Raw genomic sequence first — 25,786 nt, 5'->3', positions numbered from 1 at the left:
TGTTGAACAAAAGCCCTTCACTATTAAAATAAGCTATATAGATACCGTTCTTCTTCTTCCTGCCAACACTCGTTTCAACACCCAGGAAAGTGTAAAGGTGGGGATGAAATCTGTTCCGGGAAATAATTCTTCCATGAAGTTAAAAACACTACCAAAGGTGCCAAGCGTACCGCCAAACATGCGGTAGAAAATAATGGCRGAAATGGGAGCCCAAATAAAGTCGCTGACTTCTCCTAAAACCGGTACCGCATAACTGGCGCATCCTAAAACGTCCATCAGGATGCAGATCCATAAACTGGGAGTATATTTTTTATCCATATCAACCTCCGCTTTTTCTGTACTTAAACAAATTACTTACCAAACTTTGAATACTACCTGCAATTTAACATATAAACGTAGTAGGACAGCAGATAGTTCTACTCGAAAAATAAAATCCGTATTTCCACGTCTTTTTTCATCCTAAAAAGGTAGCAGGGGCTTGTAAGTAAGCATAATTTCAACTACATTGATCTCCGTTTAAAGCAAACCTTTTTATGCATCAGGAAAACTCACGCCGCGATATGATTAAAAAAGTAGCCACCATGGCCTTGGCATCCACCGCGCTATCATCTCTCACTAACCGGGTATCTGCACATGAAAACGCAGTAGACCAGCCCTTAAAAGGCAAAATTAACCACTCCGTATGCGCGTGGTGTTATAGTATACCACTGGATGATTTGTGCAAAGCCGCTAAAAATATCGGCATTCATTCTATTGACCTGGTAGATCCGAAAGACTTCTCCATACTGAAGAAGAATGACATGATCACCGCCATGGTAGCCAGCAACGGTCCTGAATGGGGCATCAGCAAAGGATTTAATACGGTAGCACACCACGATAAACTGGAAGAATATTTCAAACATTATATAGACGAAACCGCCAAAGCCGGCTTCTCCAACTTAATCTGCTTTTCGGGTAACCGTAATGGCATGAGCGATCAGGAAGGCATTGACAACTGTACCAAAGGATTGCAACGGATCATTGGCTACGCAGAAAAGAAAAAAGTGACCCTGGTAATGGAGTTGCTGAACAGTAAAGTAGATCACCACGACTATCAGTGCGATCATACTGCCTGGGGTGTAGCACTCTGTAAATCATTGGGTTCTCCTAATTTCAAGCTGTTATATGATATCTACCATATGCAGATTATGGAGGGAGATGTAATCCGCAACATCCGTGATCATCATGAATATATAGCACATTACCATACTGGTGGCGTTCCGGGCCGTCATGAAATTGATGAAACCCAGGAGCTGTTCTACCCGGCTATTATGAAGGCGATCTACGAAACCGGTTTCAAAGGTCATGTGGCGCAGGAGTTTATTCCCGCACACAAAGATCAGATTGCCTCTCTCACACAGGCCATCGGAATTTGCGATATCGCTTAAATTCATAAATATATCCTACTTTCGCACACTAGTCCACCAAAACAGTAGGGTATACTAATGAAACAATATTACAAAAAGCCTTTATCATGGCTGCTCAACGAGTCGGCCGATGAAAGTAAGCATACGCTGAAACGTACGTTGAACGGCTTCCAGCTGTTAATGCTGGGTTTGGGTGTTATTATCGGAGCAGGGTTATTTTCCCTGACAGGGCCTGCAGCCGGTAATAACGCCGGACCAGCCATTACCCTTTCCTTTATCGTTGCGGGAGTAGGTTGCGCTTTTGCGGGCCTTTGCTACGCCGAATTTGCCTCCATGATACCGGTGGCCGGCAGTGCATACACGTACGCTTATACCACTATGGGAGAGCAACTGGCGTGGATTATTGGCTGGGACCTGGTGCTGGAGTTTTCCGTAGGCGCCGCCACAGTAGCCATCAGCTGGTCCAACTACCTGGTAGAATTCCTGGCCAGGTATAAAGTATACGTCCCTGCCCAATTTATACATTCTCCTTTTGAAACCGTTACCCTGGCCAATGGTGTAACCACGCATGGCTATTTTAACCTGCCGGCTGCGCTGGTCGTGATATTGATGTCTGCTATTTTAGTACGTGGCACCAAGGGCTCTGCGCTGTGGAATGCAGTGGTAGTATCCCTGAAAGTAGGGGTAGTTCTCGTTTTCATCATTTTGGGCTGGAAATACATACAGCCGGCCAATCTCACCCCATATATTCCTAAAAACACCGGGAACTTCGGCGAATACGGCGTTTCCGGTATCCTGAGAGGCGCTGGCGTCATTTTCTTCGTATACCTGGGCTTCGATATTGTAAGTACGGCTGCACAGGAAACCAAAAATCCACGGCGCAATATGCCTATAGGCATTCTGGGCTCACTGGCGGTGTGTACAGTGCTCTTCATTCTTTTTGCGCACGTGCTAACGGGTTTAGCACCCTACCAGGAGTTTAAAAACAGTGCGGCACCTGTGGCTATCGCCATTGCACATACGCCGTTTAAATGGCTGGGGCAAATGATTATTCTGGCCATTATCGTTGGTTATACCTCCGTCATCCTGGTGGATTTATGGGGACAGTCAAGAGTATTTTATTCTATGTCGAAAGATGGATTGTTACCGAAAGTATTTTCAGATGTACATCCCCGTTATCGTACTCCCTGGAAAAGCAATATCCTCTTTTGTGTGTTTGTGAGTTTATTTGCGGCGCTGGTACCGATAAGGGTAGTAGGGGAGATGACCAGCATAGGCACCCTGCTGGCTTTTGTAATCGTATGCGCGGGGGTATGGAAGATGCGCCGTTCTATGCCTGATGCACCGCGTGCATTCAAAACCCCCTGGGTTCCTTTTGTACCCATCATGGGCATTCTTACCTGTACGGTAATGATGGCGTTTCTGCCCTGGGATACCTGGCTACGCCTCATTATATGGATGGCAATAGGAATGCTGATCTATCAATTTTACGGTAAAAAACACAGTAAGGTGCGGAAATCCCTGCAGGGCTAGAACTTCCAGTCCTGCCGCAGAATACCCATTACCACCATATCCACATACTGCCCATGCAGTTTGGCGCTATGGCGTAACGTTCCTTCACGGGCAAACCCCAGCTTAATGGGGATTTGCCCGCTCCGTTCATTTTGTAACACGAAGCGGATTTCTATTTTGTTCAGGTGCAGTTTTTTAAAGGCAAAAGAGATCAGTCCTTTACAAGCAGCGGTAGCAATACCTTTGCGCTGAAATGACTCACCTATCCAGTAGCCTATTTCAGCTTTCTGTAACTGATGATCCCAGCCATGCAAATCAATAACGCCACAAAACTGTTGCTGATACCATACTCCCAATGCAACAGCCTCTTGTTCTTCGGCCTTGCGGAGCATTAATTGTATAAAACGGAGGGAATGTTCTTCGTTGGTATTATAATCTACCCAGGGTAAAAACTTACGCAGACTTTTCCGCGACACATCCAGTTGTTTATATACCAGTGGGGCATCCTGCAGTTGCAGTTGTCGCAGGTATATATTTTCATTTACAGTAATTTCGAACATAGCTGGATTTAAAGGGGCGTTAAACTTACACCGATTTAACGTAAAATCCAACCAGCATTTAGTATTTAGCCGTTAGCTCTTAGTCTGCTTGTAGAGCAATCTAAAAACTAACGGCTAAATACTAAATGCTAATTCCTGTTTATTGCTTTGCCAATAACTGCTGTCTGGCCATATCTTTCACCACTTGCTGGGCATATAAAACGGCCATTCTTTCTGTTGTTGGCGGATCAAAAGACTGTGACTGCACAGAGTATAACATTTGTCCACTCTTCAGATCATACAGATTACCTTCCCACTGATATTTAGTGTTGTAGGTATAATATCCGGGCGCATACATTCTGGAAGACCACATAGAGTAATAAGGCCAGAATCCATAATAGCCGTAAGGCTGATAGTTAGGAACAAAGTTTCTTTCTCTGCCTTTATCCAGCATTACAATGGTCATCACCTGATTTACATCACTACCCTGTAATTGTTTCACTACCTGTTTTTCCGTCATCTTGCCAAACTCCTGAGGTCCGTAAGTCTGTAGTGCCGACACGGCATTATATCCTTTTCTTTTAAGTTCCGCTACTGTATAGTTTTCCATTTGGCTGCGCAACGTACGATCTCTCTGAGGTACCAGTGCCATCACCATTATTTTGTTTTCCTTCTGCAGCTGCTGTGCATCATTAGAACGCCAGGAAGACGTTACTTTGGTGCTTGTACAGGCTGCCATGGCTATGATTGCAAATCCTGCCATGATAAGACCCAGCTTTTTCATATTCCCTCCTTTAGTTTGATTAGTTTGTATCTGTTAGACGTAGAAGGGAGCATTTTGTAACATCTACAAGACAGTTTTAACAATTCTTTGTCACTTGTTAATGATTTGCTAATGAGTAGTTTACACACAATAAAAAGGGCATCCCGAAAACCGGAATGCCCTTTTATAATTAATGACAGCTTCTAGTAATTTATAACCTGCTCTTCGATGGCAGCAGGGAGTTCCCTGAATTTATAGAGTTGTGTGCGTAACTGTGGTTCAAATCCGGCTTCGCGGATCGCTTCCTGCATAGACAGGTAAGTAAAGCGATGTGGCGCACCGGCAGCACTTACCACATTTTCTTCGATCATGATAGAACCAAAGTCGTTGGCACCGGCATGCAAACAAAGTTGCGCTACCTGTTTACCAACCGTCAACCAGGATGCCTGAATGTTCTTAACATTCGGCAGCATGATACGGCTCATCGCAATCATACGGATATATTCTTCCGCAGTAGTCATGTTATGTACGCCACGGATTTTTGCCAGCAACGTATCTACATCCTGGAATGTCCATGGTATAAAGGCGGTGAAACCGTAGTGTCCTTCCGGTTTTTCGCTCTGTACCTGCCGGATATCCACCAGGTGTTCAAAGCGTTCCAGTACTGTTTCTACGTGGCCGAACATCATGGTGGCAGATGAAGCGATATTCAGCTTGTGAGCTGCACGCATTACATCCAGCCATTCCTGTGCACCGCATTTACCTTTGGAGATCAAACGGCGTACACGATCGTTCAGTATTTCAGCGCCGGCGCCGGGAAGACTGTCCATACCAGCTTCCTGTAAAGCACGCAATACTTCAATGTGTGTACTTTTTTCCAGCTTGGTGATATGAGCTACTTCGGGGGGCCCGAGGGTATGTAATCTTAATTCAGGATATAACTGCTTCAGTTCTTTAAAGAGGTTCACATAGAAGCTGAGACCCAGCTCCGGATGGTGGCCTCCCTGCAACAGCAGCTGATCACCGCCATATTTCAGGGTTTCCTCAATCTTCCATTTATACTCTTCTATGGGCGTGATATAAGCCTCTTTGTGGCCTGGAATGCGGTAAAAGTTACAGAACTTACAGTTGGCGGTGCACACATTGGTGGTGTTCACGTTTCTGTCTATCTGCCAGGTTACCTTACCATGCGGCACCTGTTGCTTTCTTAACTCATTGGCTATCTCCATCAGTTCCGCCAGCGGTGCGTTTTCAAACATATAAACACCCTCTGCTGCTGTCAGAAATCCGAAATCCTGCGCCTTTTTATATAAATCCTGAAGTTCCATTTGCTAATATTTCTAACCGGGAATAAACTTAGGCAAAGGTAGTATTTAGGTAAATAACCGCCCGTAATAAATATATTTTATACGAACACTTTTTAATGTTAAATTTAGATTCATATACATCCCTGCATCCCCCAGTATGCTTAGACCAATTCTGTTACACGTTATGCTGCTCCTGGCAGCCACCGCCGGCACATCAACCAGAGCACAAGCCGGAAATACCACGTCCTACAACGATAGTACTCGCGAAGCCATGCTCATCACCCGTTTCCACTTCAAACAATACTATGGAGGGGTAGTTGTCGTTCAGGCATTAGTCAGTAATTATCCGGATACCCTGCAATTTATCCTGGATACAGGTAGTGCTGGCATTTCCCTCGATACCGCCACCTGCATGAGGCTGGGCATCAAAATGGAACCTTCAGACCGGATCATCAAAGGATTGGGTAGTTCCAAACCCGTATCATTTGCCCGCAATCATTCCCTGAAATTGCCCGGACTTACAGTAGACAGTCTTGACTTCCATATCAACGACTATGAACTTATCAGTCAGGTATACGGTATACAGGTAGATGGTATCATGGGATTCAGTTTACTGAGCAGGTATATCGTCACCATAGATTACGATACAGAAGAAATCCTCATCTATTCCAAAGGAAGATATACTTACCCCAAAGGTGGACAACTCCTGAAACCTTCTCTCACACAAATACCGCTGATATCCGCTCCGTTAAAAACCGGCCTGAGAACCATCAATAACCGTTATTATTTTGATACGGGCGCAGGTATGTGTTTATTACTCTCTACTCAGTTTGTCAACGACAGTAGTGTACTGCAGGGCAAAAGGCGCCGTACCAAAAGAATGATTCAAACAGAAGCCCAGGGACTGGGAGGTAAGATGGCTATGTCTCTCACCACCATCAATGAATTCCGCATCGGCAACTACAGCTTCCGGAACGTGCCCACTTACATCTTCGATGATAAAACTAACGTTACCGCCTATCCTTTTCTGGGAGGTATGATAGGCAACGATTTGCTCAGACGCTTTAATATCACGCTCAACTACGGCAAAAAGGAAATATACATGGTGCCTAACTCGCACTTCCGGGATATGTTTGACTACTCCTACACAGGTTTGATCATTTATCTGATCAATGGCAGGGTAGAAGTAACCGATATTATCAAAGGTTCACCTGCAGAAAAAGCGGGCTTCAGGAAAGGCGATATTATTATGGCCATCAACAATAACCTCGGCCCAAACCTGCAGCTATTCAGGGAAATCTTAAAAAATATAGGTACCCGGGCCATTTGCCTGATCAGCCGGGACAAAGACCTCATCATCAAAAAGTTGCCAATAAAAAGCATACTTTGACGTTATTTGTGTCATGTGGCGTTTTTTATGGATAGTAACCGTGTTTTCTTGCAATGCCCTTATGTCTGCCTACGCACAGCGTAAAAGCACACCATCTGCAGATGCAAACGAAAATAAAAAGCCGGTAGCAGTCATCCCTTTCCAACTGGTGGATAAACATGTGATCATTCCCGTACTGATTTCCGGCAGTACGGATACCCTGCATTTTATTTTTGACAGCGGAGCAGAAGTAACGGTGCTACATACCACCACCGCCGCCAGATTACGCCTCAAAAGTTCCGCAGAAGCCTATATGAGTGGCACCAATAACGCAATGGTGCAAACAGCAGTAACCACCCTTAATGTATTGTATCTGCAGGAACAACGCCTTCCTTATGTAAAAGCCTACCTGGAGAACCTGGATGATCTGGGCGCCGTAGATGGCATCATAGGCGTAGCATTGATGAAAACCTATATTGTAAAAATTGATTACCGTAAACAACAACTGGTATTATACAAAGCAGGGAAAACCCCTATTGGCAACACCGGCCGTTTACTGCATTTTCAACTTAATTTTACTACCCCCGTAATAGATGCTTCTATACAACTACCCAATGGCAGCAGGCTGCCCGGCCACTACCACATTACTACCGGTGGCGACTATGGCATCCTTTTCAACTGGCCTTATGTAGACAAAAACAAACTCAACACCCTGTTGCCTACTGTTAATACCGACAGGGTACAGGATATGGTCAAAGTATTATACTATATTAATAGTTCGGTTCCCTCACTGGAAATGGGGGGCCACAGCATTAAAAATGTACCCGTCAGTTATAGCAAAGATATTGACGACCTCGGCGTATTTACCGAAGTAGCCGGCTCCATTGGTTATGATATCTGGAAGGACTTTACACTTACCATTAATTACGACCGGAAAGAACTTTACCTGGAGTAAATTGCTAACGTTTAGCCGTTACCTTTTAGTCAGATGCAGCGGACCATCCCAGGATACCATTCCCAATTTTTTGCTAAAAGCGAACAGCTAAACCCTAAAAGCTGTCAAAAGCTACCCGTAATTCCCTATTTTTACCATATTGACCAATAAAAAGATATGATCCATTATAATAAGTTTACGCTGGCAAACGGACTGAGAGTAATTGTTCACGAAGACCACACCACGCCTATGGCGGTCATAAATGTACTGTATGATGTAGGCGCAAGGGATGAAGACCCTGCACAAACGGGGTTTGCCCACTTATTTGAACACCTGATGTTTGGCGGCTCCATCAATATTCCCTCTTATGATGAGCCCCTGCAAATGGCTGGAGGAGAGAATAACGCCTATACTACCAGTGATCTGACCAACTACTATATTCAGTTGCCTGCAGAAAATATTGAAACAGGCTTCTGGCTGGAAAGCGATCGTATGCTCTCCCTGGCCTTTGATGAAAAGAGCCTGGATGTACAACGCAAAGTAGTCTCAGAAGAGTTTAAGGAACATTATATCAACAAGCCCTATGGCGATGTATGGCATAAAATGCGCGAGCTGGCCTACAGCACGCATCCTTATCGCTGGATGACCATAGGCAAGGAATTATCTCATATAGAAAATGCTAAACTGGAAGATGTGAAAGCATTTTTCTTTAAGTATTACCGGCCGGTCAATGCGATCCTTGCCGTTGGCGGTAATGTTACCGTAGAACAGGTGAAAGCTCTGGCGGAAAAATGGTTTGGAGATATTCCTTCCGGAGAAAAATACCAACGCAACCTGCCGGTGGAACCTCCACAGACAGCTGCCCATAAACTGGAAGTAAAAGCCAATGTGCCACTGGATGCATTATACAAATGCTATCATATGTATGCACGCACCGACAAGCGCTACTATGCGGCAGATCTGATTTCCGATATTCTGGGTGGAGGAAGTTCCTCCCGTTTGCACCAGGTACTGGTAAAAGAAAAGAAACTATTCAGCAACATTGAGTGTTATCATTTTGGAAGCCTCGATGCCGGGTTACTCACTATTGAAGGCAAACTGGTAAAAGGCGTAAAGATGAAAGACGCTGAAAAAGCCATACAGCAGGAGCTCGAGAAATTACAAAACGAAGTGATCTCAGAAAGAGAGCTGCAAAAAGTAAAAAACCGCGTAGAAAGCTTACTGGCTTTTGAAGATATGAGTTTACTGAACCGCGCCAACAACCTGGCTTTTTATGAACTGCTTGGCGATGCCGAAGGGATGAACCACGAATTTGAAAATTACGAAGTAGTAACGGCAGCAGAATTACATGAAGAAGCAAAACTGTTACTTGATGAAAAGAATTCCAWCACTATTTACTATTACGCTGCAAACTAAATCTGTGGCTTGTTTACAGCCCATTACAGTTTAAATAAGACCCGATGAACAGAACGATAGCCCCTCCCATTAAAGATGCGGTGGATTTTGATATAAAGCTGAAACCATATGAACAGTTCAAACTGGACAATGGTATCCCCGTGTATGTAATGAAATCCGATGAACAGGAAACATTACAACTGGAACTGGTATTTCCGGCAGGCAGCTGGTATGAAAGCGAAAGCCTGGAAGCCGCTGCTACCAACTTCCTGATGAAGAATGGTACCAGCACACACACCGCACAGGAAATAAATGAAAGTGTAGATTATCATGGCGCCTATCTGAACCGCAACGCCTACCATGAAAATGCAACCTACACACTGCACTGCCTGACGAAACATACAGAAGTGCTGTTACCCATATTACAGGAAGTAATTCTTGATCCGATATTTCCGGAAGAAGAGTTAAGTCTGTACAAACAAAATCAGAAACAAAAACTGGCGGTAAACCTGTTGAAATGCGATTTCGTAGGCAACCGTTTTATTGATAAATATCTGTTTGGCGACTTTCATCCATATGGCCGCGTAAGCACCATGATGGCTTATGATGCCCTGCAAACGGAAGGACTGAAAGCGTTTTATAAAAAACATTATACTTATAGCAACTGCAAGATCTTTGTAGCCGGCAACCAACCCGCCAACATGATTGCTTTGCTGAACAAATATTTCGGCAGCACACCGTGGAACGGAGAGACACACCTGGTAAAGCTGGATCTGCCTATTCAACCTGCTGAAGAAAAAAAATTCAGGATTTTCAATGATGAAAATGGCGTACAGGGCGCGGTGCGTATTGCACGTCATTTCCCTAACCGCTACCATCCTGATTTTCCAAAGATGCTGGTATTAAACACCATATTCGGTGGCTACTTTGGCTCCCGGTTGATGAGCAATATCCGGGAAGAAAAAGGATATACTTATGGCATCTACTCCCAGTTGTACAACTTCCGTCAAACCAGCGCACTGAATATACAAACAGAAGCAGGACGGGATGTTTGTGAAGCTACCATCGGTGAAGTATATAAAGAATTGGTACGCCTTCAGGAAGAACCGGTTCCAAAAGAAGAGCTGGATCTGGTGCGCAACTACATGATAGGATCCATTCTGGGCGACCTGGATGGCGCTTTCCAGTTAATTCAGCGTTGGAAAAACCTGATACTGAATGACCTGGATGAAAATTATTTCTATAATAATATTCAAACAATCAAAACAATTACTGCCGAGGAATTACAACATCTGGCTAAACAATACTTTACACCTGGTGATTTCTATGAATTAGTGGTAATATAAGATGTCCTCATCTGAGAAGAATTTAAAAAGGTTTCCATTAATGGAAACCTTTTTATTTTTGGGTAACCCATGTCATACATCTAAACTGCAACGACAAAACCTCACACAGGAGTAATTAGGCAGTCTGGTAGGTGTACAAAAGCCCAGATATCTAAACTGGAAAACAACACCACCAGTGCCCAGCTGGATATCATTTTAAAGGTATTTAATGCCCTGAAAGCAAAAGTAACTTTCAAGGTACAAATGGAAAATGAAGAGTATCTTTTCATATAAATCAGCAATTATGGAAATTTCAGCAGACTATATTTCAACGAATAAAGAGCTATGGAATAAACGTACAGCCGTTCATGTTACATCTGACTTCTATGATGTACCTGGCTTCCTCAGCGGTAAAACATCACTGAAGGAAATAGAGCTGGCTTTGCTGGGAGATGTAACGCAACTGGATATCCTGCATCTGCAATGTCATTTTGGACAGGATACCTTATCGCTGGCCAGAATGGGAGCGAAGATCACCGGCGTTGATCTGTCGGATGCAGCGATACATCAGGCCAATGAATTTACGAAGCAATTACAACTGGAAAACAGCGCACGTTTTATTTGTTGTGATCTCTATAGTGCCCCGGCACATTTAACCGGTACATTTGACCGTGTATTCACATCTTACGGCACTATTGGCTGGCTACCGGACCTGGATAAATGGGCAGCGGTAGTCAATCATTTTCTAAAGCCAGGGGGGTATTTCATTATGGCAGATTTTCATCCGGTACTCTGGATGCTGGATGATCAGTTTAAAGCCATCACGTACGATTACTTTAATACAGAAACTATTATAGAAGAAACGGAAGGCACTTATACAGACCGTAGCAGCAACATTCAAAACAAGTCCTATTCCTGGAATCATCCATTAAGTGAAATCGTCACTGCATTAACCGGGCAAGGCTTGCAGCTACAAGTGTTCCAGGAGTTTGATTATTCTCCCTATAACTGCTTTAATAACACCGTTGAGAAAGAAGGTCGTTTTTATATCAAGGGAATGGAAGGAAAACTACCAATGGTATATTCATTTAAATTCTTCAAACCTTAATTACATGAAATCTCTTTTTATTTTTCTTTTACTGATGACAGGAGGTATGGCTGCATTTTCACAGTCACAGGCAGAACTGAATAAACAGGCAGCACAGGAATATAAGGATGCCGATAAAAAGCTGAATGAAATCTATCAGCTGATTCTGAAAGATTACGCGCCCAATAAAGCATTTATTCAAAACCTGAAAGATGCGCAGCGTATCTGGATACAATTCCGGGATGCGCAGGTGAAAGCCATGTACCCTGCTTCGTCAAAAAGTTATGGTAGTGTATTTCCTATGTGTAAAGCCAATTACCTGTCCGAATTAACCCATCAACGCACCGAAGCGCTCCGGGTATGGCTGAATGGACTTCCCCAGGGCGATGTATGTACCGGGTCAATCGGTGATAAACAAGCCAATTAAATATTAACATTTTTCAGAATGTTATTTTCGTATATTTGCTGTTCACACAGTACCTATGCGAAACCTGGTCCTATTCCTATTGGTTTTTCTGTGCACCAAAGCGTATTCACAAAAACAACAATCAGCGCTGGACACACTTGAAACCCACTACCAGCAATGTCTTGGTAATAACCAGCGCATGTATAACTGTGCTGTTACTTACTATAAGCAACTGGATAGCTTACTGAATCACACTTTACAACACCTCTATTCCAGCCTTACTCCGGGCCGGCAACAACAACTCCAGGAAGAACAAGGGGCCTGGGAAGAAAAAAAAGAAGCGTATTTTAAGAAGATAGATGAGCGGGTGGAGAAGATGCATAAACGCACCATGGAGGGCCTGGACGATGACATGATATCAACAGACAACAAAGCCGCCTTTCTAAAAGCACGATTAAGAACACTACTTAATATTTAGTGCTTTTATTATTTGGATATGATATCATATCCAAATAATAAAAGCAGCTACTACCGGGGATTACCTACAGCCTTTCCTGATGACGTAACCAACGTTCCGGCATCTCGTTATTACTCGCCATGAGATAGTCATTGTACGCGCAGGGAACAAATTCCCTGTCGGGTAACTGCATCCACCAGCGACCAGTTTTTTTGCTTTTCAGAAAAACAGTTTCTATATCGGAGAAGGCTATATGAAATTCCCAGAAAGCATCCCGGTCATCCAGCAAGGCTTCCTTATTCTTTACCGCACGTCCGTCCATGAAATACCATAGCATTTGAGCTATTTGCCGGGCAGTGAGTTGTTCTTTATCTTTTTCCGGGCGATAACCATAAATACCAAAAGAGGAGAGACGGCTGCTCATGCCCGCATATCTTGCGAGCGAGCAGGCTTCTTCACCACTAAATCCATTAGGAGAAAGTTGATTGGCAGGTGCATCAGTATGTCGGATGATGTTAATATCCAGACTGAATAAATCGGAATGCCGCAACACTGGTTCAGCTTCTTCCATATTCTCACGAATACGTCCGAGCCTGAAACAATCGAAGCGTAATTTATCCAGCGTTTCTAACATCCGCGGATGTACGAAATAACTTTGGAAACCGAGATGATTGTAATGCCGCAGGTAATTGGGTTGTTCTGTAAGTATGTCCATTAAAAACCGTTCACTGCGCACACTGGAGTCTTCCTTAAGATCAATCAGTGCATCTGCTACGGTGGCCTCAATAATTAGTTGCTGGGAAGCATAGGCCTTATATTGCGGATAGGTGAGGTCGTGTGACCCTCCCAAAATAATCACTGTTTTATTAGCTGCTAATAATTCTGCTACAACCGTTTTCATGGCAGCATATGCATCTGCAAGAAAAGCGCCTGACAGCAGGTTGCCCACATCTGCCAGTTTAATGTCACGGTGCCAGTTGTACAATCGGAAAAATTCACGGCGAATGGCATCAGGCCCGCCTGTATTTGTTTTGCCGGATACGCTTCCTCGTTCTTCTCCTACACCCAACAAAATAATATCAGCGGCATCGATGTCCGGCTGGTGATCGTCTTCGTACGCGTCAATCACACCGCCAACTTGGAATGGATCATACTCCTCGTCATCGTTGAGAAATGCCTTAGAAACAGGATGTAGAAAATCCTGCAGGTGCGAAAAATCTGCCATCAGTAAATTAGATTTAATTGATGGCGAACTTACAACAAGAATTTAAAAAAAAGCAAATCGGACAGATAAGGCAGCGGGTCAAAACTACTATAACGGGAATTTTGTAGAGATAAAGCTACTAGTTCTTGTGAATAATAAATTCGAAAGGCTTATGCGACTTACGTGAAATTGCTTTTTCCAGCACAGATCGTTTGCTGGTAATACGACTCTTGTTACAATCCATAACTTCCATAACTGCACAGAGATAATCCATCGTCTCAATCAACGAAAGCATTTCGCTGATTTGTCTCACCGCAGATTGTATCTGCTGTTCCGTGTACCTATCTTCATGTAGCAAGATTAATAAATCTCTATCTACAGGTTTCATGAATAAAAAATTTGACTGTTCCCCGAAATATTGTTTGGCCAGGTATCAAGGATAATCCAAAAAGATAAGGTAAAAATTGTTAGTTGTCAGCTGTTGTCAAAGTCTTCGTTAGTTGTCAGTTTGTTAGTTGTCAAACAGATCGTTATCAGTGCATTCGTTTTTTATTCATGGTAGGACAACCGCAATCGTTTTTCTTAAAAACCTTACACCCCTCCATTGCTAAACTTCCACATAGAAAAATGACTACGATCCATTTTATACTTTTCATACTGCAGTTTAATATACTTAGCTATTATTTAAAAACCTGTCTAAAAGAGTTTACCTTTTCTTAACAATGCCCATTTGTAATTTAAGCTAAATTCGTAAAAAATATTAAATTATTTGTCCACAATCCGAACCGACCGAAAAATTCTTGTAATTCCCCTCGACTGGGGCCTTGGCCACGCCACCCGGGATATTCCCTTGATCCATGAAATGCTAAACGCAGGTTGTCAGGTTTTTATTGCCGCCGAAGGAAAGCATGCCGCTTTATTGCAGCAGGAATTCCCGCAATTGACCATATTTCCACTACCTGGCTATCGCATTAAATATGCACAAAAAGGGCAGTTTTTTGGGTTGAAAATTATTCAGCAAATCCCCAAAATATACCGCTCCATAAAGTATGAGCAACGATGGCTGAAGAAGATAGTAGCTGAGTATCAAATAAATGCAGTTATTTCGGATAACCGTTTTGGCTTATACCATAAAAAAATACCCACTGTTTTCATCACACATCAGCTGCTGATAAAAACACCTTTCGGAGGTTGGATAGAGCGGACCCTGCAAAAGATAAATTATAGTTTTATTAACAAATATGGCGCCTGCTGGATCCCGGATTTTGCCGGCGATAACAATCTTTCAGGCGAATTGGCTCACCCCGGCAAATTACCACCACATACTACCTATATTGGTTGTCTGAGCCGGTTTGAACCCAAACCCAATGTGGAAAAAAAATATGACCTGCTGGTATTGATCTCCGGACCAGAACCACAACGGTCTAATCTGGAAAAACTCATCCTGGATCAGATTAAGTCCTTGCAAATCACTGCACTAATCGTAAGTGGTAAGCCTGGTACTCCGCAGCATGAACAGGTGGCTCCCGGCGTTACGCAGATTAATCACCTGAATGCCAGCGAACTAAATGATGCCATGCTGGCTTCTGACATGGTGTTAAGCCGTTCCGGCTATACTACCCTGATGGACCTGGCAAAACTGAATAAAAAAGCCATACTTATCCCTACACCTGGCCAATCAGAACAGGTATACCTGGGCGAATACCTGATGGAAAAAGGATATTTTTATTCTCTTCCACAAGAACAATTCAATTTGAAAACCGCATTGGAAGAAGCGTCCCGCTTTCCATTCCGGTCATTTCATCATGAACAGGATATGAACCAGTACCGGCAGGTAGTACAACAATTTGTACAATCCCTGTAACCCTTCTTCACTCAAAGAGGCTGCCTGTGTTAAAACAGACAGCCTCTGGTGATTTGTCACAAGGATAACTCATCATTTACTTCAGCATCGTCATTTTGTGATGCAAATTCAAAATTCATTATCCTCAGTTGGGCAGTAAAAAATACGCTTTACCCTAAGTGCAATGAATTTAACCCCTGGTTAAATATTTTTCACCTCCGCACCGGTATAGATCTTATCACCAACGATGGCCACCGGACGTTTCAGAAAAGAATACTCCTGTAGAATAAGGTTCCGGTAATCTGATTCCTTTAAATCTTTTTCATGCAATCCCATAGGCCTGTACTGTTGGGATCTGCGGCTAAACAACGACTCATAGCTACCTGACAAGGCATGCATTTCATCCAGTTGTTCCGGCGTAATTTTCTCTTTCTTGATATCCTGTAAAATAAACCCACGCTCTTTTGCATTGGTTTCTTCCAGTATTTTTTTACAGGTACTGCAGGTAGACAAATGATAAATTTTATTCATTCCTTACTTTTTTTTCAGCACTAAAGTTACACCCTCACCGTATATTGTGGTACTATCTTAATTTTGCAGATTCAAATTAAATCTTGTAGGTTTAGCGATGGAAAAGAAATTATTTTTACTGGACGCCATGGCACTGATTTACAGGGCTTATTACGCCCTGATCAGGAATCCCCGCATCACCAGTGCGGGTCGAAATACCAATGCGCAGTTTGGTTTTACCACTACTTTACTGGATCTCATCAATAAAGAAAAGCCTACTCATATGGCCGTAGCGTTTGACACGCACGCGCCCACTGAGCGTCATACTACCTATACTGATTATAAAGCCAACCGGCAGGATGCACCGGAGGACCTCCTGGATGCATTGCCAGATATTAAACGCATCATAGAAGGGTTTAATATTCCGGTAGTGGAGCTGGATGGTTATGAGGCCGATGACGTAATAGGTACCCTGGCCTGGCAGGCCGCTGATGCCGGTTATACCGTATACATGGTAACGCCGGACAAAGACTATGGGCAACTGGTGAGAGATAACATCTTTATCTACAAGCCCCCGTACATGGGCAACAAGGAAGAAATCATGGGGCCTAAGGAAATCTGTGAGAAATGGCAGATCAAAGATGTACACCAGGTAATTGATATTTTAGGTCTCATGGGTGATGCCGTGGATAACATTCCAGGCATTGCAGGCATCGGTGAAAAAACCGCCATGAAACTGCTGGCACAATATCATTCCCTGGAAAATGTACTGGAAAATGCCGATAATATTGGCGGAAAAATGGGCGAGAAGATCAAAGCTGGTCGCGACAATGCGATCATGTCTAAGGAACTGGCCACTATTATCACAGATGTACCGGTAAGCTTTCATGAAGAAGACTTCTGCATCAAAGACTGCGATAAAGAAAAACTCACCAGCATATTTACAGAACTGGAATTCAAAACCCTTGGTAAAAGAATACTGGGTGAGGGATTTGGCGGCAGCGCCAGCCCGGATGCCAAACCAAGAGTGGTGCAAACAGACCTGTTCGGAACAGCCATCGTTACAGAAGAAATTACGGTTACCACAGAGATAGTTGAATCAGGTAACATCCTGATGGCTGATAAAAATATTCACAATACACCGCATCAGTATGAAGTGGTGGATACCCTCGAAAAAAGAACCGCACTGTTAGCCCAATTGCTGCAGCAGCAGGAAGTTTCTTTTGATACAGAAACCACTGGTACAGACGCCAACGAGGCGGATATTGTAGGAATGAGCTTTGCTTTTAAAAAGGGAGAAGCATATTATATTCCTTTGCCGGCAGATAATACTGCTGCCCGCGCCATCATCCATGAATTCACACCGCTGTTTCAGCATAAGAGCATTATCCTGATAGGACAAAATGTGAAGTATGATATGCTGATCCTGAAGTGGTATGGTGTGGATATTACTACTGCCGTATTTGATACCATGCTCGCACATTACCTCGTTGAGCCGGAAGGACGCAGAAGCATGGATGTATTAAGCGCTCAATACCTTGGCTACGAGCCGGTTTCCATAGAATCGCTCATTGGCAAAAAAGGAAAAGGACAGGGCAACATGCGGGATGTGGAAATTGAAAAGATCAAGGAATATGCGGCGGAAGATGCAGATGTTACCCTGCAACTGAAGGAAGTATTTTTGCCTATGCTGCCCGATAAAGCGGTAGACAAAGTATTTTATGAGATAGAAAATCCGCTGGTACCGGTGCTGACAGACATGGAGTATGAAGGCATTGCTATTGATACCCTGGCGCTGGCAGACTATTCGAAAGAGCTGGAAAAAGAGATCAAACGCGCAGAGGAAAGTGTATACGAACAGGCTGGTGTACGGTTCAAGCTGGCGTCTCCCAAGCAACTGGGAGAAGTGCTGTTTGAAAAATTACAACTGGATCCTAAAGCCAAGAAAACGCGTACCGGCCAATATGCTACTGGTGAAGATGTGCTGCAAAAGCTCTCCAACAAACATAAAATAGTAGAAGATATTCTCATTTTCCGTGAGCTGAGCAAACTCAAATCTACCTACGTAGACTCGTTACCGTTATTGCTGAATAAACGGACCAATCGTGTACACACTTCCTATAATCAGGCAGTAGCTGTTACCGGGCGTTTAAGCTCCAATAATCCGAACCTGCAGAACATTCCTATCCGCACAGACAGGGGGCGTGAAATACGCAAAGCGTTTATTCCGCGCAATGAAGAGTACGTATTGTTATCTGCGGATTACTCACAGATAGAACTGCGTATTATTGCAGCGATCAGTGAAGACAAAGAAATGTCGGCAGCGTTTCAAAATGGAATAGATATTCACACTGCTACTGCGGCCAAGGTATACAATGTAGAGCTGGATGCTGTTACATCGGATATGCGCCGCAATGCGAAAAGTGTGAACTTCGGTATTATCTATGGTGTGAGTGCTTTCGGATTATCAGAGAACCTCGGTATTCCGCGTGCAGAAGCGAAAATGCTGATCGACAATTATTTTGCGCAATATCCATCTATCAAGCAATACATGGAAGACCAGGTGAAGTTTGCGCAGGAGAATGGTTATGTGCAAACCCTGTTGGGTAGGAAAAGGTGGTTGAAAGATATCAACTCTTCCAACGCGGTGGTACGTGGCTTTGCAGAGAGGAATGCGATCAATATGCCTATTCAGGGTACCGCGGCTGATATGATTAAGCTGGCCATGATATCGATCCATAAAGCATTTAAGGAACAAAATCTTAAGTCCCGTATGCTCTTGCAGGTGCATGATGAATTGGTGTTTGATGCACATCGTTCCGAATTAGAGATTATTAAACCCCTTATATTAGATCTTATGCGTAATGCCTTACCACTGTCTGTTCCCGTAGAAGCAGAAATGGGTATTGGTAATAACTGGCTAGAAGCGCATTAATACAGCTTTTAGCGGTTAGCTTTTAGCTTTTGGCAAATGCAGCGAATGATCTTCGCGGTATTGGCTAAAAGCTAAAAAGCTTGCTCCCGCTATTGTATTTCCCAAAACAGTTTACTAGTTTTCAAATATGATCCAAACACCTCGACTACAATTGTTGCCGTGCTCACTAGAGCATTTCGAATTGCTATTACAGGGCAACGATCATCTGGCCGACCTGCTTGGCATTTCTATTCAGGACGGGTGGACAGAATATCCCGAAATGGTCCTGGTAGCATATGATAAGTTACGCAATGATCCTGCCATGCTGGGCTGGTTCTTTTACCTGGTATTACATCGCGCCGATAAGCGCCTGATTGGTGCAGGCGGATTTAAAGGCAAGCCCAATGAAGAAGGGCTGGTAGAAATGGGTTATGAAATAACCGCAGATTACCGGGAAAAAGGACTGGGCACAGAAATGGCAGAAGCCCTGATCAGATTTGCCTTTGGGCATTCTTACGTAAAACGTGTGATTGCCCATACAGAGGAAGAATACAATGCTTCCGTTAAAATATTACAAAAAGCAGGAATGCGATTTGTGGGTACTATTAAAAATAAAGAAGGAGAAGATCTCTGGGAATGGGAGATTACCCGAGGTCAGTACCAGGAAAAATAACTGTAATTCATCTGAACAATGTTAAATCAGTAGCTGTAGCAAGCTCCGTTCATCCATCTTTTCACCAGTCAAATACCTGCTTTCCCTTATTTTTGGTCCTTGTCTTAAAAATCAATCATTATACACCATGAAGAAATGGATGATGTGTGCAGCCATGCTTTGCAGCATAGGAGCATTTGCACAAAACAGTACCAATGTGGAGGGAAGCAAATACCAGTTCACTGTTTTAAAGAATCTGGATGCGGGTGATGTACAGAACCAGGGACGTACTGGTACTTGCTGGTCTTTCTCCGGCTTGTCTTTTTTTGAATCAGAAATACTGCGCACAGGCAAAAACAAAGGCCTGAATCTCAGCGAAATGTATGTGGTACGTAAAATGTACCCATTGAAAGCTGCGAATTATGTACGTATGCATGGTAAAGCCAACTTCGGTGAAGGTGGTGGGTTCCCGGATGATTTGTTGTGCCTCCGCGAATACGGTCTGGTTCCACAGAGCGTATACGATGGTAACAAAGACAAAATGTATAACCACGCCGAAATGGAAAGTCTCCTGGAAGGTATGGCCAATAAAATCGGTAATGCCTCCGGCACTATCAACCCTAACTGGTCTAAAGCTTTTGATGGTGTCCTGAATGCCTATATGGGAGAAGCGCCTGAGAAATTCCAGTATAACGGTAAAAGCTACACGCCACAGTCTTTTGCAAAAGAACTGGGTATCAATGCAGATGACTATGTACTGATTTCTTCTTTTACACACCATCCTTACAATTCACAGTTTGTACTGGAAGTTCCGGACAACTGGAATTGGGAGAAAGTATACAACGTAAACCTGAATGACTTTACTAACATCGCTGAAAATGCCATCATGAATGGTTACTCCATTGCATGGGCTGCAGATGTAAGTGAAAAAGGCTTCAACTTTAAAGATGGTCTGGCAATCGTTCCTGAAAAGGATTGGGCCGACATGTCTGCTGAAGAAAAGAGAAACGCGTTCCTGGTACCTGGTAAAGAAAAAGCCATCACTCCTGAACTGCGTCAGCAGGCTTTCGATAACTTCGAAACACAGGATGATCACGGTATGCACATTGTAGGTCTGGCAAAAGATCAAAATGGCAACAAATACTTCCGCGTGAAAAACTCCTGGGGTACAGACAATCCTGGCCAGGGATATTTCTATGCTTCTGAACCTTACTTCGCATATAAAACCACCTGCTTCATGGTAAACAAAAAAGCTTTACCTGCAGATGTTGCAAAGAAACTGGGGATTAAATAACAGCTATTAGCTTTTAGCAGTTAGCTTTTAGTAAATGCAGCGGATGATAAAATATTGATCTTCCCTGCATTTGCTAAAATGCTAACTAAACTAATGGCTAACTGCTAAAAAAAATATATTTGCCAGAAGCAAATATATTTAATTGACATTGTCAATCATTACCAGCCAAGGCCAATATCATAAAAGATTTTAGTGCTTTCCTTCCAACTGTTGTGTGTAAGAATAATTACCCAAACGGAGTTTTACCGGCAAGCCTGTATGCTTTTGCCAGGTCCATTCCTGTTTGCAGAAAAAACCGAAATGCTGCCTGTAATAAGTATCAGGCGCCATCATATAAACAGGGTAAACGGGTGGGGGAGCAGGCGGGAGATAAGTAGTTTTAGCAACCGGTAATAACTTCACCGGCTTCAGTGCAAATGTTTGTGCCCCGGCAACTTTGCTGCCCAACACAATACCAACGACCAATACCCACCATCTCCTTTTCATAAAAATTATTTTATCAGGATATTTCCTCAAAACTGCCAATTCCTTCGCGAATCAATACCGGCTCAGCACCAGTACAATCTACCACTGTGGAAAACGCCATGCCTCCAGGGCCACCGTCTACTACAATGTCTACCTGCTTTCCAAACTTCTCATAAATGATTTCCGGATCAGTATATTCTTCTACATAATCTTCTATGGGCAGGGTAGTACTCATCAATGGATTACCCAGCTCCTTTACAATGGTGCGGCAAATATTATTGTCCGGCACCCTTATACCTACGGTGTCTTTCTTCGTCTTCAGCAACTTGGGCACCAATCGGCTGGCCGGCAAAATAAAAGTATATGGACCCGGCAATGCTTTTTTCAGCATCCTGAATATAGGCGTATCCACGCTCTTCGCATAATCAGATAAATGACTCAGGTCATAACAGATGAAGGAAAAGTGCGCCTTTTTAGGGTCTATCTGTTTAATCCGCGCGATACGTTCTATGGCTTTATGTTGGGTTATGTCACAGCCTAAACCGTATACCGTATCAGTAGGGTAAATAATGATCCCTCCATCTTTCAAACATTCTACAATTGTTTTCAAATGGCGCGGATTCGGGTTATCAGGGTGTACGTTTAATAGCATATATAAAGTTAACGATTGTGTTTCACTTTCAGCTTTTTAGCCTACCTTTCGGCCCGATTTTTCTAAACCTACGCGATGAATTTAAAAGGCATTGTACCCAGAACGTGGAGGAGATTGAGGAGAGTACTACTGGTTTTAATTGTTGCACAATTTGTTTATATCATCCTGTTGAAATGGGTGAATCCACCTATTACCATCACTGAAATCTCCAGCTGGTTCAGTCTCTGGGGAACAGATAAAAAACTGCAAAAAACATGGGTAAGCTATGATGAAATATCACAGCACGCCAAGCTCGCGGTGATAGCCAGCGAAGATCAGCTCTTCACCGACCACAACGGCTTTGACTTCAAGTCTATTGAAAAGGCAATGAAGCATAACCAACAGAGTAAAAAAATAAAAGGAGCCAGCACCATCAGTCAGCAGGTAGCAAAAAATGTATTCCTCTGGCAGGGCCGTAGCTGGTTTCGTAAAGGGCTGGAAGTATACTTTACTTTCATGATTGAAAAAATATGGGGCAAGCAACGTATCCTGGAAGTTTATCTTAATGTAGCAGAAATGGGAGAAGGAGTATTTGGCGTAGAAGCAGCATCCCTGGCCAATTACAATAAAAATGCGGCCAGTCTTAACCGCGAAGAAGCAGCGATGATAGCCGCCTGTTTGCCCAATCCTGTTAAATACACAATTAATCCGCCGGCAAGAATTACCAGTTATCGTCAGCGCAAAATCCTGGTACAAATGCGTAACCTGTCACCTGATCCGGATATTATGGAACTGGTAACGGGTAGAAAATAATTATGCCTGGTCGAGTAATTGCTGTACGCTCGCAATAGCAAGCGCTTCGCGCTCTTCATAACTCCCCCTGATTTCCTGCCAACGGGCACCGGAAGCCATCACAATATCTTTATAAATATTATAGAAATAAGTACGCATATCCGGATCAGGGTATTCTCTTTGTGGATCTTCTTCCCAGGGCAGATCAATGTAAGTCAGCAGATAGAGATCACAGTGTTGTTTGGCAATCTGCTTTAAAATACGGGGATCACAATTTCCGTATTTATGCTCACTCCATACTTTTATTACGTACAAATCAGTATCACAAATAAGCACCTTATTTGCCTTCATGGCCTGTTGATGTTCCAGTGCAATCTGACCAGCTGCTATTTCCAGCAGATCGTTTTGCTCATAAGGACGATCGAGCTGGTCAATATATTCGCGGGCATACTCCGGCGTCCACACCGTATTAAAATGGGCCGCCAGCTTTTCACTGAGGGTACTCTTGCCTGTAGATTCAGGCCCTATAACAACTACTTTCTTCATTGATGAGAAGTTTCTCTTTGCTGCACAATTGCTCTCCAGCCAATATATCCGAATATGGCAATGATAAATAAAAACACGGTAAGCAGCGCTGTCAGATAAAGGTGCTTATAAAACAACAATGGTATGGCCACCAGGTTAGATATATTCAGTAATATCCAGTTTTCCAGTTTTCGCTTTGCCAACAACCACATGCCCGCGCAGGCACTGGCAGAAACAAAAGCATCCATCACCGGCACATTGGAATCAGAAAAACGACTTAACAGGAAGTAGAAAATTCCCCAGCCGGCCAATGTGATAAAAATGGCGGTCGTCAACTCCCTGCTGCTACTTCTCATAATGGGAGTAGCTGGTTCTGCTGGTCCTTTCTTTGCCCAGTATATCCAGCCGTATACGCTCATGATGAGGTAGTAGGCATTCAGTGTGGCATCGGCATACAGCTTAAAATGCGCACGCGACAAGAGATAAGTGTAAATACCAGTACTGATAATACCCGTAGGATATACCAGGATATTATTATTTTTTTGAAAGATAACCGACAAGACAGCAAAGAATACAGCTATTCCTTCCAGTAAAGTCATTTGATGCAGGCCGTCCAAAAAGCCCTGGTATAAATCATTCATAGTGCGAAAGTGGATAAATTTTCCCAGATGTAGTCAATAGTTGCTACCTCAAATTTCCGCAGCAACTATTGACTACCAAACTATTTTTTCTCTCCAATCAGTGTTCCCGATACATTCCAGAAACTCTGGCTGCTACCTTCGGGCTTGCCCTGTGGAATAGCCACTTGTATGGTATGCAACCCAGGCGTGATATCCGGCAGCGAAATAATTACCGGTGAAGTGAGGGTACCCGGGCACCAGTTGGAACGACTCAGATCAGAAGAGGATAAGCCATTGCCGAAGTTACCGGAAGCCGGATTAGAGAGGCGATAAGTGGCACAATCTGTCCGCCATGGAATAAAATGATAGATCCGTTTACCGTCTACAAAAATTTCATTCTGTTTTGGGTTGAATTCATCGCCGCCACCCCAGCCGCCGTGGCCGGTGGTAAGGAAGCGCAGTTGCACATTCTTAAGCCCTTCCGGAATATTCACCGTCACCTTCAGAGARTCTTTGTCGAACAGGGTCGCGTATTCCTGTCCGGCCATTTCCATCAGGTTAGTCGTGTTGAAGATTGGGTATATCCAATTGGGAGCGGGGCGGTTTTCATCTTCCGGATCACCTGGATAATATTTAAGGCTAAGGCTTACTTTATGGCCACCTTTATCATAGTTGCCAATATATACACCCAGCCATACATCGCCCTGGAGGCGATTATGCAGCTCTGTAATATCCTGCTTATAGATCACTGAATCTGCCCAATTATAACCAGCTATTTTCACCTGGTTATTAAACTGTCTTACCCCAAATGGCGTGAAGAAGCGCAGTATTTCCAATGCCGGCAAGTAGTTGTCTGTAGCTACCATACCATGGTATGGATTGCCATTGTTAGCCGTGAATAACGGTAAGGCCTGTACACCTTTTTGTAAACCATCCAGGAAAGAGGTGGCTTTGTCTGCCGGTATCATAAATACAGAACCCGTTCTGTCATAAGCGTCGCCATTAGAGTATTGGGTAAGCTCTGCAAAAAGTGTTTCACCTTTCTTTACCGCAGGCAGCGATACTTTTTTCAGTATAACTGTACCACCAGCATAATGATAAGTTTGATTTAATTGTTCTCCCTGTGGGTTGGCTGGATTATTTCCCCAGCTGATCTGCTCCTGGTTAAAAACAGGGAGGGTAGTATAACGGCTGTCGATTACCTGCCTCATATAGGCGGCATCATTTACCATAGTACCGGTATTGGTTGGCCAGGCCAACTCTGCGTCTGTTATTTTACGATAGGTTATTTTCTTTGCCAGGGTTTCGCTGTTACCATTGCGTACAATTTTAAGTACCAGTCCCAGGCCCGGAGCAATAGTGATGTTAGGCGTTCCTTTCAATGTCAGGGCATTGGTGTACCATACTTCAATGGTGTTGGAACGGATAAAGAGTTTTGCTTTCTTACAAACATATCCCAGGATGGTAGCGGTATCGGGCAGTAATTCCGGCGTAGCGTATTCGCCAAACGATTTTTTCAGCGTGTATACTTCGTTGTTAGGCAGACTTAATACCTGTAAGCTAGCCTGTTCAGACATTTGCAGGAACTGTTGTTCTTTTTGTTTCCCTCTGCCAGCAACGATGTGGCTGCGCTGATGATCTATGAACAGCTGCAGTTCATTGCCGGGTATCGTTTTACCATTGCTGCCGAAGCCATAGGTAATAACGGCGGATGCGCTATCCACGCCTTTCTTTCTTTGGGCCTGTGCCGGCTGCATGGCGATGGCCAGGCCGGCAAATACCAGTAATAATCCTTTCATCTGCTTTTTAGCTTTTATTCGTCTGCGTGTAGCGGTG

The 25,786-nt window shown here is 43.6% G+C and carries 26 protein-coding genes; 14 read left to right on the top strand and 12 right to left on the bottom strand.

What is annotated here, in order from left to right; translation table 11 throughout:
* Positions 1–33: 33 nt before the first annotated feature.
* Positions 34–318, bottom strand: a complete 285-nt coding sequence (locus AC1DP6_RS03795) for a hypothetical protein (protein ID WP_441578318.1) — start codon at positions 316–318, stop codon at positions 34–36.
* A 215-nt stretch (positions 319–533) separates the two neighbouring features.
* On the opposite strand from AC1DP6_RS03795, the gene AC1DP6_RS03790 reads away from it, so the two are divergent.
* Both AC1DP6_RS03790 and AC1DP6_RS03785 read left to right on the top strand, forming a co-directional pair.
* Entirely contained in the window at positions 534–1,427 is an 894-nt protein-coding gene (locus tag AC1DP6_RS03790; protein WP_477053641.1) for a hydroxypyruvate isomerase family protein, read from the top strand.
* Positions 1,428–1,484: 57 nt separating this feature from the next.
* Complete coding sequence (locus tag AC1DP6_RS03785) at positions 1,485–2,939, top strand: amino acid permease (RefSeq protein ID WP_477053640.1); 1,455 nt, start codon at positions 1,485–1,487, stop codon at positions 2,937–2,939.
* On the opposite strand, the gene AC1DP6_RS03780 is transcribed toward AC1DP6_RS03785, so the two are convergent.
* From AC1DP6_RS03780 to mqnC, 3 genes are all read right to left on the bottom strand, one after another.
* Positions 2,936–3,478, bottom strand: coding sequence for a GNAT family N-acetyltransferase (locus AC1DP6_RS03780; RefSeq protein WP_441578321.1), 543 nt, complete (start codon positions 3,476–3,478; stop codon positions 2,936–2,938). The genes AC1DP6_RS03785 and AC1DP6_RS03780 overlap by 4 nt on opposite strands.
* Before the next feature lie 139 nt (positions 3,479–3,617).
* Positions 3,618–4,241: a hypothetical protein gene (locus AC1DP6_RS03775; protein WP_477053639.1), complete on the bottom strand. Its 624-nt coding sequence runs from the start codon at positions 4,239–4,241 to the stop codon at positions 3,618–3,620.
* Positions 4,242–4,423: 182 nt separating this feature from the next.
* Positions 4,424–5,548 (bottom strand): cyclic dehypoxanthinyl futalosine synthase, encoded by a 1,125-nt coding sequence (gene mqnC, locus AC1DP6_RS03770; protein ID WP_477053638.1) that lies wholly within the window; start codon positions 5,546–5,548, stop codon positions 4,424–4,426.
* A gap of 136 nt (positions 5,549–5,684) precedes the next feature.
* Here mqnC and AC1DP6_RS03765 point away from each other — a divergent pair, with 136 nt between their 5' ends.
* The 7 genes from AC1DP6_RS03765 (at position 5,685) to AC1DP6_RS03735 (ending at position 12,521) form a co-directional block, all read left to right on the top strand.
* Positions 5,685–6,917 (top strand): aspartyl protease family protein, encoded by a 1,233-nt coding sequence (locus AC1DP6_RS03765; protein ID WP_477053637.1) that lies wholly within the window; start codon positions 5,685–5,687, stop codon positions 6,915–6,917.
* Positions 6,918–6,978: 61 nt separating this feature from the next.
* Positions 6,979–7,851, top strand: coding sequence for an aspartyl protease family protein (locus AC1DP6_RS03760; protein WP_477053636.1), 873 nt, complete (start codon positions 6,979–6,981; stop codon positions 7,849–7,851).
* A 156-nt stretch (positions 7,852–8,007) separates the two neighbouring features.
* Complete coding sequence (locus tag AC1DP6_RS03755) at positions 8,008–9,246, top strand: M16 family metallopeptidase (RefSeq protein ID WP_477053635.1); 1,239 nt, start codon at positions 8,008–8,010, stop codon at positions 9,244–9,246.
* A gap of 44 nt (positions 9,247–9,290) precedes the next feature.
* Entirely contained in the window at positions 9,291–10,571 is a 1,281-nt protein-coding gene (locus AC1DP6_RS03750) for a M16 family metallopeptidase (protein ID WP_477053634.1), read from the top strand.
* Between the two features lie 283 nt (positions 10,572–10,854).
* Complete coding sequence (locus tag AC1DP6_RS03745) at positions 10,855–11,658, top strand: class I SAM-dependent methyltransferase (protein WP_477053633.1); 804 nt, start codon at positions 10,855–10,857, stop codon at positions 11,656–11,658.
* Positions 11,659–11,662: 4 nt separating this feature from the next.
* Entirely contained in the window at positions 11,663–12,064 is a 402-nt protein-coding gene (locus AC1DP6_RS03740) for a lysozyme inhibitor LprI family protein (protein WP_477053632.1), read from the top strand.
* Between the two features lie 55 nt (positions 12,065–12,119).
* Positions 12,120–12,521, top strand: a complete 402-nt coding sequence (locus tag AC1DP6_RS03735; protein ID WP_477053631.1) for a lysozyme inhibitor LprI family protein — start codon at positions 12,120–12,122, stop codon at positions 12,519–12,521.
* A 64-nt stretch (positions 12,522–12,585) separates the two neighbouring features.
* Here AC1DP6_RS03735 and AC1DP6_RS03730 read toward each other — a convergent pair whose 3' ends face one another.
* Both AC1DP6_RS03730 and AC1DP6_RS03725 read right to left on the bottom strand, forming a co-directional pair.
* Positions 12,586–13,725 (bottom strand): formimidoylglutamase, encoded by a 1,140-nt coding sequence (locus AC1DP6_RS03730; RefSeq protein WP_477053630.1) that lies wholly within the window; start codon positions 13,723–13,725, stop codon positions 12,586–12,588.
* Between the two features lie 118 nt (positions 13,726–13,843).
* Positions 13,844–14,092, bottom strand: a complete 249-nt coding sequence (locus AC1DP6_RS03725; RefSeq protein WP_089764628.1) for a hypothetical protein — start codon at positions 14,090–14,092, stop codon at positions 13,844–13,846.
* A gap of 381 nt (positions 14,093–14,473) precedes the next feature.
* Here AC1DP6_RS03725 and AC1DP6_RS03720 point away from each other — a divergent pair, with 381 nt between their 5' ends.
* Complete coding sequence (locus tag AC1DP6_RS03720; protein ID WP_477053629.1) at positions 14,474–15,568, top strand: glycosyltransferase; 1,095 nt, start codon at positions 14,474–14,476, stop codon at positions 15,566–15,568.
* Between the two features lie 180 nt (positions 15,569–15,748).
* Here the strand turns inward: AC1DP6_RS03720 and AC1DP6_RS03715 are convergent, their stop codons facing one another.
* Positions 15,749–16,078, bottom strand: coding sequence for an arsenate reductase family protein (locus AC1DP6_RS03715; protein ID WP_477053628.1), 330 nt, complete (start codon positions 16,076–16,078; stop codon positions 15,749–15,751).
* Positions 16,079–16,175: 97 nt separating this feature from the next.
* Here AC1DP6_RS03715 and polA point away from each other — a divergent pair, with 97 nt between their 5' ends.
* The 3 genes from polA to AC1DP6_RS03700 all read left to right on the top strand — a co-directional run bounded on the left by polA (position 16,176) and on the right by AC1DP6_RS03700 (position 20,917).
* A complete protein-coding gene (gene polA / locus AC1DP6_RS03710; RefSeq protein WP_477053627.1) occupies positions 16,176–18,992 on the top strand; it encodes a DNA polymerase I in 2,817 nt (938 codons plus the stop codon).
* Positions 18,993–19,119: 127 nt separating this feature from the next.
* Positions 19,120–19,644, top strand: a complete 525-nt coding sequence (locus tag AC1DP6_RS03705) for a GNAT family N-acetyltransferase (RefSeq protein WP_441578335.1) — start codon at positions 19,120–19,122, stop codon at positions 19,642–19,644.
* 127 nt (positions 19,645–19,771) lie between these two features.
* Entirely contained in the window at positions 19,772–20,917 is a 1,146-nt protein-coding gene (locus tag AC1DP6_RS03700; protein ID WP_477053626.1) for a C1 family peptidase, read from the top strand.
* A gap of 189 nt (positions 20,918–21,106) precedes the next feature.
* Here AC1DP6_RS03700 and AC1DP6_RS03695 read toward each other — a convergent pair whose 3' ends face one another.
* Both AC1DP6_RS03695 and AC1DP6_RS03690 read right to left on the bottom strand, forming a co-directional pair.
* Positions 21,107–21,403, bottom strand: coding sequence for a hypothetical protein (locus AC1DP6_RS03695; RefSeq protein WP_477053625.1), 297 nt, complete (start codon positions 21,401–21,403; stop codon positions 21,107–21,109).
* 13 nt (positions 21,404–21,416) lie between these two features.
* Positions 21,417–22,034: an L-threonylcarbamoyladenylate synthase gene (locus tag AC1DP6_RS03690; protein WP_477053624.1), complete on the bottom strand. Its 618-nt coding sequence runs from the start codon at positions 22,032–22,034 to the stop codon at positions 21,417–21,419.
* Positions 22,035–22,109: 75 nt separating this feature from the next.
* On the opposite strand from AC1DP6_RS03690, the gene mtgA reads away from it, so the two are divergent.
* Positions 22,110–22,826, top strand: coding sequence for a monofunctional biosynthetic peptidoglycan transglycosylase (gene mtgA, locus AC1DP6_RS03685; protein ID WP_477053623.1), 717 nt, complete (start codon positions 22,110–22,112; stop codon positions 22,824–22,826).
* Here mtgA and AC1DP6_RS03680 read toward each other — a convergent pair whose 3' ends face one another.
* The 3 genes from AC1DP6_RS03680 to AC1DP6_RS03670 all read right to left on the bottom strand — a co-directional run bounded on the left by AC1DP6_RS03680 (position 22,827) and on the right by AC1DP6_RS03670 (position 25,749).
* On the bottom strand, positions 22,827–23,351 hold the full coding sequence (locus tag AC1DP6_RS03680) for an AAA family ATPase (RefSeq protein WP_477053622.1): 525 nt from the start codon (positions 23,349–23,351) through the stop codon (positions 22,827–22,829). It lies immediately after the preceding gene.
* On the bottom strand, positions 23,348–23,971 hold the full coding sequence (pnuC, locus tag AC1DP6_RS03675; protein ID WP_477053621.1) for a nicotinamide riboside transporter PnuC: 624 nt from the start codon (positions 23,969–23,971) through the stop codon (positions 23,348–23,350). The genes AC1DP6_RS03680 and pnuC overlap by 4 nt, the downstream gene beginning before the upstream one ends.
* Positions 23,972–24,051: 80 nt before the next feature.
* Positions 24,052–25,749 carry a PNGase F N-terminal domain-containing protein gene (locus AC1DP6_RS03670; protein WP_477053620.1) on the bottom strand — a complete coding sequence of 566 codons (1,698 nt, stop codon included), beginning with the start codon at positions 25,747–25,749 and terminating at the stop codon, positions 24,052–24,054.
* Positions 25,750–25,786: the final 37 nt, after the last annotated feature.

The organism is Chitinophaga sp. 01L420, assembly GCF_056399985.1.
This window is presented reverse-complemented; position numbering and strand designations above follow the sequence as displayed.

Coding starts and splice junctions, on each gene's coding strand:
- AC1DP6_RS03785 (WP_477053640.1), top strand. CDS start 1,485: ATGAAACAATATTACAAAAAGCCTTTATCATGGCTGCTCAACGAGTCG.
- AC1DP6_RS03775 (WP_477053639.1), bottom strand. CDS start 4,241: ATGAAAAAGCTGGGTCTTATCATGGCAGGATTTGCAATCATAGCCATG.
- AC1DP6_RS03740 (WP_477053632.1), top strand. CDS start 11,663: ATGAAATCTCTTTTTATTTTTCTTTTACTGATGACAGGAGGTATGGCT.
- pnuC (WP_477053621.1), bottom strand. CDS start 23,971: ATGAATGATTTATACCAGGGCTTTTTGGACGGCCTGCATCAAATGACT.
- AC1DP6_RS03725 (WP_089764628.1), bottom strand. CDS start 14,092: ATGAAACCTGTAGATAGAGATTTATTAATCTTGCTACATGAAGATAGG.
- polA (WP_477053627.1), top strand. CDS start 16,176: ATGGAAAAGAAATTATTTTTACTGGACGCCATGGCACTGATTTACAGG.
- AC1DP6_RS03730 (WP_477053630.1), bottom strand. CDS start 13,725: ATGGCAGATTTTTCGCACCTGCAGGATTTTCTACATCCTGTTTCTAAG.
- AC1DP6_RS03745 (WP_477053633.1), top strand. CDS start 10,855: ATGGAAATTTCAGCAGACTATATTTCAACGAATAAAGAGCTATGGAAT.
- AC1DP6_RS03735 (WP_477053631.1), top strand. CDS start 12,120: ATGCGAAACCTGGTCCTATTCCTATTGGTTTTTCTGTGCACCAAAGCG.
- AC1DP6_RS03705 (WP_441578335.1), top strand. CDS start 19,120: ATGATCCAAACACCTCGACTACAATTGTTGCCGTGCTCACTAGAGCAT.
- AC1DP6_RS03765 (WP_477053637.1), top strand. CDS start 5,685: ATGCTTAGACCAATTCTGTTACACGTTATGCTGCTCCTGGCAGCCACC.
- AC1DP6_RS03780 (WP_441578321.1), bottom strand. CDS start 3,478: ATGTTCGAAATTACTGTAAATGAAAATATATACCTGCGACAACTGCAA.
- AC1DP6_RS03790 (WP_477053641.1), top strand. CDS start 534: ATGCATCAGGAAAACTCACGCCGCGATATGATTAAAAAAGTAGCCACC.
- AC1DP6_RS03760 (WP_477053636.1), top strand. CDS start 6,979: ATGTCTGCCTACGCACAGCGTAAAAGCACACCATCTGCAGATGCAAAC.
- AC1DP6_RS03715 (WP_477053628.1), bottom strand. CDS start 16,078: ATGAATAAAATTTATCATTTGTCTACCTGCAGTACCTGTAAAAAAATA.
- AC1DP6_RS03690 (WP_477053624.1), bottom strand. CDS start 22,034: ATGCTATTAAACGTACACCCTGATAACCCGAATCCGCGCCATTTGAAA.
- AC1DP6_RS03695 (WP_477053625.1), bottom strand. CDS start 21,403: ATGAAAAGGAGATGGTGGGTATTGGTCGTTGGTATTGTGTTGGGCAGC.
- mqnC (WP_477053638.1), bottom strand. CDS start 5,548: ATGGAACTTCAGGATTTATATAAAAAGGCGCAGGATTTCGGATTTCTG.
- mtgA (WP_477053623.1), top strand. CDS start 22,110: ATGAATTTAAAAGGCATTGTACCCAGAACGTGGAGGAGATTGAGGAGA.
- AC1DP6_RS03700 (WP_477053626.1), top strand. CDS start 19,772: ATGAAGAAATGGATGATGTGTGCAGCCATGCTTTGCAGCATAGGAGCA.
- AC1DP6_RS03680 (WP_477053622.1), bottom strand. CDS start 23,351: ATGAAGAAAGTAGTTGTTATAGGGCCTGAATCTACAGGCAAGAGTACC.
- AC1DP6_RS03750 (WP_477053634.1), top strand. CDS start 9,291: ATGAACAGAACGATAGCCCCTCCCATTAAAGATGCGGTGGATTTTGAT.